The 6,642-nt window shown below is 73.1% G+C and carries 6 protein-coding genes; 1 reads left to right on the top strand and 5 read right to left on the bottom strand.

All coding sequences use genetic code 11. The features are described from left to right. Positions 1–92: 92 nt before the first annotated feature. The 3 genes from E1289_RS11320 to E1289_RS11310 all read right to left on the bottom strand — a co-directional run bounded on the left by E1289_RS11320 (position 93) and on the right by E1289_RS11310 (position 3,560). Positions 93–1,154, bottom strand: a complete 1,062-nt coding sequence (locus E1289_RS11320) for a HAMP domain-containing sensor histidine kinase (protein ID WP_131978661.1) — start codon at positions 1,152–1,154, stop codon at positions 93–95. Further along, positions 1,151–1,840 (bottom strand): response regulator transcription factor, encoded by a 690-nt coding sequence (locus tag E1289_RS11315; RefSeq protein WP_243712753.1) that lies wholly within the window; start codon positions 1,838–1,840, stop codon positions 1,151–1,153. Before E1289_RS11315 ends, E1289_RS11320 begins: the two co-directional genes overlap by 4 nt. 238 nt (positions 1,841–2,078) lie before the next feature. Next, positions 2,079–3,560 carry a glutamate--cysteine ligase gene (locus E1289_RS11310; RefSeq protein ID WP_131978656.1) on the bottom strand — a complete coding sequence of 494 codons (1,482 nt, stop codon included), beginning with the start codon at positions 3,558–3,560 and terminating at the stop codon, positions 2,079–2,081. A 158-nt stretch (positions 3,561–3,718) separates the two neighbouring features. Between E1289_RS11310 and E1289_RS11305 the strand changes: the two genes are divergently transcribed. Further along, a complete protein-coding gene (locus tag E1289_RS11305) occupies positions 3,719–5,083 on the top strand; it encodes an ATP-binding protein (RefSeq protein ID WP_131978653.1) in 1,365 nt (454 codons plus the stop codon). Positions 5,084–5,152: 69 nt separating this feature from the next. Here the strand turns inward: E1289_RS11305 and E1289_RS11300 are convergent, their stop codons facing one another. After that, positions 5,153–5,701 carry a YceI family protein gene (locus tag E1289_RS11300; RefSeq protein ID WP_131978650.1) on the bottom strand — a complete coding sequence of 183 codons (549 nt, stop codon included), beginning with the start codon at positions 5,699–5,701 and terminating at the stop codon, positions 5,153–5,155. Between the two features lie 110 nt (positions 5,702–5,811). After that, the gene (locus E1289_RS11295; protein WP_131978648.1) at positions 5,812–6,615 is read right to left on the bottom strand and encodes an alpha/beta fold hydrolase; all 804 of its coding nucleotides are present in this window, start codon (positions 6,613–6,615) and stop codon (positions 5,812–5,814) included. Positions 6,616–6,642 lie beyond the last annotated feature (27 nt).

Genomic DNA, 6,642 nt, shown 5'->3' with positions numbered 1-6,642 from the left:
CGCCCGCGGGGCGGGGTGGGGCGCCGGCCCCGGCGCACTCCACGCCCGCCCGCGCGGCTCGGACGGGCCGGACGGGTCCTGCGGAGGTTTCGTCATGCGGGTTCTCCGATGTTCGGGGGGAGGACGACGCGGATGCGGCAGCCGCTCGGGGCGTCCAGGACGGTGATGTCGCCGCCGTGCAGGTCGGTGGCCCAGCTCGCGATGGCCAGGCCGAGGCCGGTGCCGCCGCCCGCCGCGCGGGGGCCGGACACGGAGCCGCGGGAGAAGCGTTCGAAGACGCGGGCGCGTTCCTCGGCCGGGATGCCGGGCCCTTCGTCGGCCACCTCGATGACGAGCCCGCCCGGGGCGTTCCCGGGACGCGCCGTGACGGTGACGGGCCGCCCGTCCGGGCCGTGCCGGGCCGCGTTGTCGAGCAGGTTCGCGACGATCTGGTGGAGCCGGTCGCGGTCGGCGACGGCGTGCAGGCCGGGCGTCACCTCGGACTCGAACACGGCGTCCGGGTGGCTCGCGGCGGCCTCCGCCGTGACGTCGGCGACGAACGCGGCCACGTCGATGTCGGCGGCGTCCAGCGCCGCCGCGCCCGCCTCGACCCGCGACAGGTCCAGCAGCTGTGTGACGAGGCGTCCGAGCCGCTCGGTCTGGTCCAGCGCGGTTTCGAGGACGTCGGGCGTCGCGGGCGTGACGCCGTCCGCGACGTTCTCCAGGACGGCCCGCAGCGCGCTGATCGGGGTGCGCAGCTCGTGGGACACGTTCGCGACGAACTCGCGCCGCTGCCGGTCGACCTCCGCGAGGTCGGCGGCCATCCGGTTGAACGCCTGCGCCAGCTCGCCGACCTCGTCCCGCGACGTGGCCCGTACCCGGCGGCTGTAGTCGCCGCGCGCCATCTCCCGCGCCGCCGCCGTCATCTCCCGCAGCGGCGCGGTCATGCCGTGCGCGACGAGCTGTATGACGGCGACCGAGATGAGCAGGCCGAGCGGCATCGTCTCCCGCGCCCGGAACCCCAGCGGGTATCCCCACAGGACGATCAGGACGGCGACGCACGCGGTGACGACCACCACGACGCCGAACTTCACCTTGATCGACCGCAGCGGATCCAGCGGGCGGGGCAGCCGCGCCCACAGCCGGTGGACGACTCCGCGCCCGGCGGCCGTCACGGCGTGCCCTCCAGGCTGTACCCGACCCCGTGGACGGTGCGGATCAGCCCCTGCCCGAGCTTCCGCCGCAGCGCCTTGACGTGGCTGTCCACGACCCGGGTGCCGGACGCGTCCGCCCAGTCCCACACCTGTTCGAGGAGGACGGCGCGGGTCAGCACCGCCCCCCGGTTGCGCAGGAGGCAGGCGAGCAGGTCGAACTCGGTGGGCGTGAGATGCACCTCGCGGCCGTCCCTGCGCACCCGCCGGGCCCGCTGGTCGACCTCCAGCCCGCCCATCCGCACGGGCCCGTCCGCCGCGGTCTCCGCCCGCGGCCGGTCGACCCGCCGCAGCACCGCGCGTATCCGGGCGACGAGCTCGCGCATGCTGAACGGCTTGGTCACGTAGTCGTCGGCGCCCACGCCGAGGCCGACGATGAGGTCCGTCTCGTCGTCGCGGGCGGTCAGCATCAGCACCGGCACGGGCCGTTCCGCCTGCACCCGCCGGCAGACCTCCAGCCCGTCGAACCCCGGCAGCATCACGTCCAGCACGATGAGGTGCGGCTCGTACGCGCGGGCGCGGTCGACCGCCGACGGCCCGTCCCCGGCGGTCTGGACGCCGAACCCCTCCGCCGCCAGCCGGTCGGCCACGGCCCGCGCGATCGTGGGCTCGTCCTCGACCACCAGGATCCGCGTCTCGTTCTCGCTCACGGACCAGACTCTAGAAGCCCGTTTTGGAGGCAACGAGCATGAACTGTGGAGAACCCGTGAAGATCGCGACCGGGCACCCCCACCCGCATCCTCACCCCACGGGTCGTGCGGCCGGAGGTCGCTCTGCGACCGGAGGCCGCACGACCCGCCGCTCGGCGGGCCGTTTCCCGAGACGCGAAGCGGACCGGGAAACGGTCCGCCGAGCGTAACGGGGGTTCCAGGGGGTCGCCCCCCTGGGCTAACAGGGCCCGATCGGCCAGGTGTGTACCGGGTCGTTGTGGGCCATGTTGTCCACGTAGGAGCGGGTCATCATGCGCAGGGCCTCGTGCCGGGGGGTGCCGTGCTCCTCGATGGCGTCCACGGTGGCGATCTGCCAGGCGGCGCCGGTCTGGCCGGTGACGCAGCGGCGTTCGATGATGCCGAGGAGGCGGTCGCGGCGGGACGGGTCGACGCCCCAGCGCTGGAGGCCCTCGTGGGCCAGGGGGAGGAGCTTGCGGAGGATGAGTTCGGGCGCGGGGACCTCGCCGAGACCGGGCCAGTAGAGGGTGGAGTCGAGGCCGTCGCGGGCGGCGCGGTGCAGGTTCTCCTCGGCGGTGGCGAAGGACATGCGGGTCCAGACGGGGCGTTCCTCTTCGGCGAGCATGCGGACGATGCCGTAGTAGAAGGCGCCGTTGGCGACGACGTCGGCGACGGACGGCCCGGCGGGGAGGACGCGGTTCTCCACGCGGAGGTGGGGACGGCCTTTCACGACGGCGTAGATGGGGCGGTTCCAGCGGTAGATCGTCCCGTTGTGGAGGGTGAGTTCGCCCAGTTCGGGGATTCCGCCTTCGTCGAGGACGACGCGGGGATCCTCGTCCTCGCAGAGGGGGAGCAGGGCGGGGAAGTAGCGGGTGTTCTCCTCGAACAGGTCGAACACGGAGGTGATCCAGCGTTCGCCGAACCAGACGCGGGGCCGGACGCCCTGGGCCTTGAGTTCGTCCGGGCGGGTGTCGGTGGCCTGCTCGAACAGGCTGATGCGGGTCTCGTGGTAGAGGCGGTGGCCGAAGAGGAACGGGGAGTTGGCGCCCATGGCGACCTGCGGGCCGGCGATGGCCTGGGCGGCGTTCCAGTAGGCGCCGAACTGCTCGGGGCTGACCTGGAGGTGGAACTGGACGCTGGTGCACGCGGCCTCGGGGATGATCGTGTCGGCGTGCATGCGCAGGGGTTCGTGGCCGTCGATGGCGATGCGCATCTCCTCGCCGCGGGCGGCGAAGATCTGGTCGTTGAGCATCTTGTAGCGGCTGTTGGCGGAGAGGGTCTCCTCGCCGATGTCGGTGCGGCGCAGGGTGGGCAGGATGCCGATCATGGCGAGCCGGCCGCCGACCTCCTGGGCCCGCTCGTCGGCGTGCCGGAGGTGGTCGCGGACCTCGGCCTCCAGTTCACCGGTGCTCTCGCCGCCGAGTTCCCGGGGCGGAATGTTGATCTCCAGGTTGAACTGGCCGAGTTCGGTGGCCCAGGCCGGGTCGGCGATCGCCTTGAGCACGTCCGCGTTGCGCATCAGCGGATCGCCGAGCGCGTCGATCAGGTTCAGTTCGATCTCCAGGCCGATGTGGGGGTGCTCGAAGTCGAACTGGGATTCGCCCAGCATGCGGGCCAGCACGTCGAGGCACCTGCGCACCTTGTCGCGGTACCGCCGCCGGTCCTCGCCGCTTATGGTGACCGAAGCCACGTCCCTGCCCATGGTGTCCGTCCCTGTGCTCCGGAAGAACCGTCATAAAACGGGATGTCCCAGTGGGGGGAGGTGAAAACCCGGCACCGGAATTGGGGCTTCCCGCGGGATGACCGACCGGTAACGTGGGTGCTCGTCCGGAAACCGGTGACCCCCAGCCGGGAGGGGCCATGCGCCTGCGCCCACGGTCCATCCGGGCCAGGGACACGCTCGTCGCCGGCGTGATCGCCGCGATCGTCTTCGGGATCACCGCGGTGGGCGTCGATTTCGCCGTGCGCAGCGCGGTCGAGGCGGAGATCCTCCAGCAGACGCAGGTCGAGGGGCGGCGCGCCAGCGCCGCCGTGCGGGACGGCACGCTGCACGACCCGATTCCGGACGACACGAAGGGCCGTGTCCGAATCCAGGTCGTCGCACCGGGCGGCCGTGTGACGAACGCGACACCGGCCGCGCGGGGTGCGCCGCCGGTGAGCAGACTCTGGCCGTCGAGCAACCTGCGGGTGCGCGACTACACCGAGTGCCGGGGCGGCTGGCCGAACCGCGAGTGCTTCGTCATCGAGGCGATCCGCGCGACGACCGCGCCCGACTCCGTCGTCGTGTACGCGGCGTCGCCGCTGCCGGCCCCCCTGGTGAACGGGCTGCTCGAGGCGCTGCTCGCGGTGGCCGTCCTGCTCCTGGTCGGCGTGGTCGCGTGGATCACCTGGCGGGTCGTCGGCCGCACCCTCGGCCCGGTCGAGGCGATCCGCGCGCAGCTCGCCGAGATCAGCGCCACCGACCTGAGCCGCCGCGTGCCGCAGCCGGCCGGCGAGGACGAGATCGCCCAGCTCGCCCGCACCGCGAACGCGACGCTCGACCGGCTGGAGCGCGCGGTGGGCCGGCAGCGGCAGTTCGCGTCCGACGCGTCCCACGAGCTGCGCACGCCGATCGCGGGCCTGCGCGCCAACCTGGAGGACGCGTCGATGCATCCGGAGGACAACGACCTTCGGGCCGTCGTCGAGTCGGCGCTGCGCGACACCGACCGGCTGGAGTCGATCGTCACCGACCTCCTGCTGCTCGCCCGCATCGGTACCGGCGGGACCAGCGTGCAGGAGCGGCTCGACCTGTCCGCGCTGGCGGAGGCGGAGACCGGCCGGCACCCGTGCACCCGGCAGGTCACCCTGGCGCTCGAACGGGACGTGCCGGTGCGCGGCGTCCGCATGCAGCTCGTCCGGCTGCTGGGCAACCTCCTGGACAACGCCGAAGGGCACGCCGACTCGGCCGTCGCGGTCGCGGTGTCGCGGGCGGACGGCGAGGCGCTGCTCACCGTCACCGACGACGGCCCCGGCATCGCGCCGGCCGACCGCGAGCGCGTCTTCGAGCGTTTCACCCGGCTCGACACCGCCCGCAGCCGCGGCGCGGGCGGCACCGGGCTCGGCCTGGCGATCGCCCGCGAGATCGCCCACGCGCACGGCGGCACGCTGCGCATCGAGGACCACGGCCCCGGCGCCCGCTTCGCCCTGCGGCTGCCCCTCGCCGTGGACCGGCCGGACGGGGCCTGAGCCCCGGCACGCGAAAGGGCCGCCCGCGGTGTCGCGGGCGGCCCTCGGGCGAGCGGGGTCGGGAGCGGATCAGGCGCGGACCGCCTGGACCTCAAGCTGGATGTCCACCTTGTCGCTGAGCAGGGCCTTCTCGCCCTTCAGCGGGATGTTGAACTCGATGCCCCAGTCCTTGCGGTTGATCGTGGTCTCGGCGGAGAACCCGGCGCGCGTCCCGCCCCAGGGGTCCTCGCCGACGCCGTTGTACTCGACCCGGAGGCTCACCGGGCGGGTGACGTCCTTGATGGTCAGGTCGCCGTCCAGGTAGTACTCGTCACCGTCGGCGCGCACGCCCGTGGTGTTGAAGGTCATGGTGGGGTGCTTCTCGACGTCGAGGACGTCGGCCGTCCGCACGTGCGCGTCACGGTCGGGGTTGCGGGTGTCGAGCGAGGCCATCTTGATCTCCGCCGTGGCCGTCGACTCGCTCAGCTCCTCGGCGATCTGCACGGAGCCGGTGAACTCGGTGAACGTCCCCCGCACCTTGGTCATCAGGTGGCGGATGACGAAGGTGACCTCGGAGTGCCCGGGGTCGATGTTCCAGGTTCCGGCGGTCAGCTCGGGGGCGACGGCGGCGATGCTCATGGTGTCTCCTGCGCTAGATGTGCTTGAAACTTCAACGACTGGTCGAAGAGTAGTTGAGGGTTCAAACACTTGTCAATCCGCGAATGTTCCCCGCCGCCCGGCGGGGCGGGTCAGGCGGCGGCCCGGGACCTCAGGGGGTGGGCGCTGCCCGCGAGGAGGACGCCGGCGACCTGCGGCGGGTCGTCCGCCATGGGGACGTGGCCGCAGCCCTCCAGCCAGACGAAGCGGGCGTCGGGGAGGCGGCGCTGGGCGCGGATCGCCTGGCTGCGCAGGAGCAGGCGGTCCTTGGTGCCCCAGGCGATCGTGACGGGAACGTCGGCGCAGGAGCCGAGGAAGCGGGTGGAGCGCCCGGCGCGGAGGGTGGCGTCGAAGCCGCGGGCCTCGCGCATCGCGCGGGCGTCGCCCGCGAGGGTCTCCATGTCGATGAGGTCGGGGCGGCCGTAGACCATGCCGAACATCGCGTTGCGGCGGCGCGGGGAGCTCGCCAGGCGGGTGAGGAACGTCTCCGGGACGCGGGCGCCGAGCCGGGACGCGCGCAGCACCGCCGCCGCGTAGCGGAGTTCGAGGGCGTTGAAGAAGCCGGCGGGGGACAGGGCCGTGGCGGAGCTGACCAGGCCGCGGTCCGCGGCTTCGAGGGCGAACAGGCCGCCCAGGGAGTTGCCCGCGATGTGCGGTCTTTCCACGCCGAGGTCGCTGAGCGTCCCGATCAGGACGTCCAGGACGGCGTCGACGGTGTACGGGGTGCCGTGCGGGAGCGGCGGGGAGTCGCCGAAGCCGGGCAGGTCGACCGCGATGACGTCGCGTTCGGCGGCGAGGAGGTCCAGCACCGGGGACCAGCCCTGGCGGCGGTGGCCGATGCCGTGCAGGAGGACGAGGGGCGGCCCGTCGCCACGGCGCTCGAAGACGATGTCCACGGGCCGAGGCTAACCGGATGTTACTCG

This window comes from Actinomadura sp. 6K520 (genome assembly GCF_004349245.1).
Lineage (GTDB): Bacteria > Actinomycetota > Actinomycetes > Streptosporangiales > Streptosporangiaceae > Spirillospora.
Note: the sequence above shows the minus strand (reverse complement) of the source record. Positions and strands in the feature narration are given on the sequence as shown.

Bases quoted from the DNA above. Each gene is read 5' to 3' on its own strand.
- E1289_RS11300 (WP_131978650.1), bottom strand. From the start codon at position 5,701: ATGAGCATCGCCGCCGTCGCCCCCGAGCTGACCGCCGGAACCTGGAAC.
- E1289_RS11305 (WP_131978653.1), top strand. From the start codon at position 3,719: ATGCGCCTGCGCCCACGGTCCATCCGGGCCAGGGACACGCTCGTCGCC.
- E1289_RS11310 (WP_131978656.1), bottom strand. From the start codon at position 3,560: ATGGGCAGGGACGTGGCTTCGGTCACCATAAGCGGCGAGGACCGGCGG.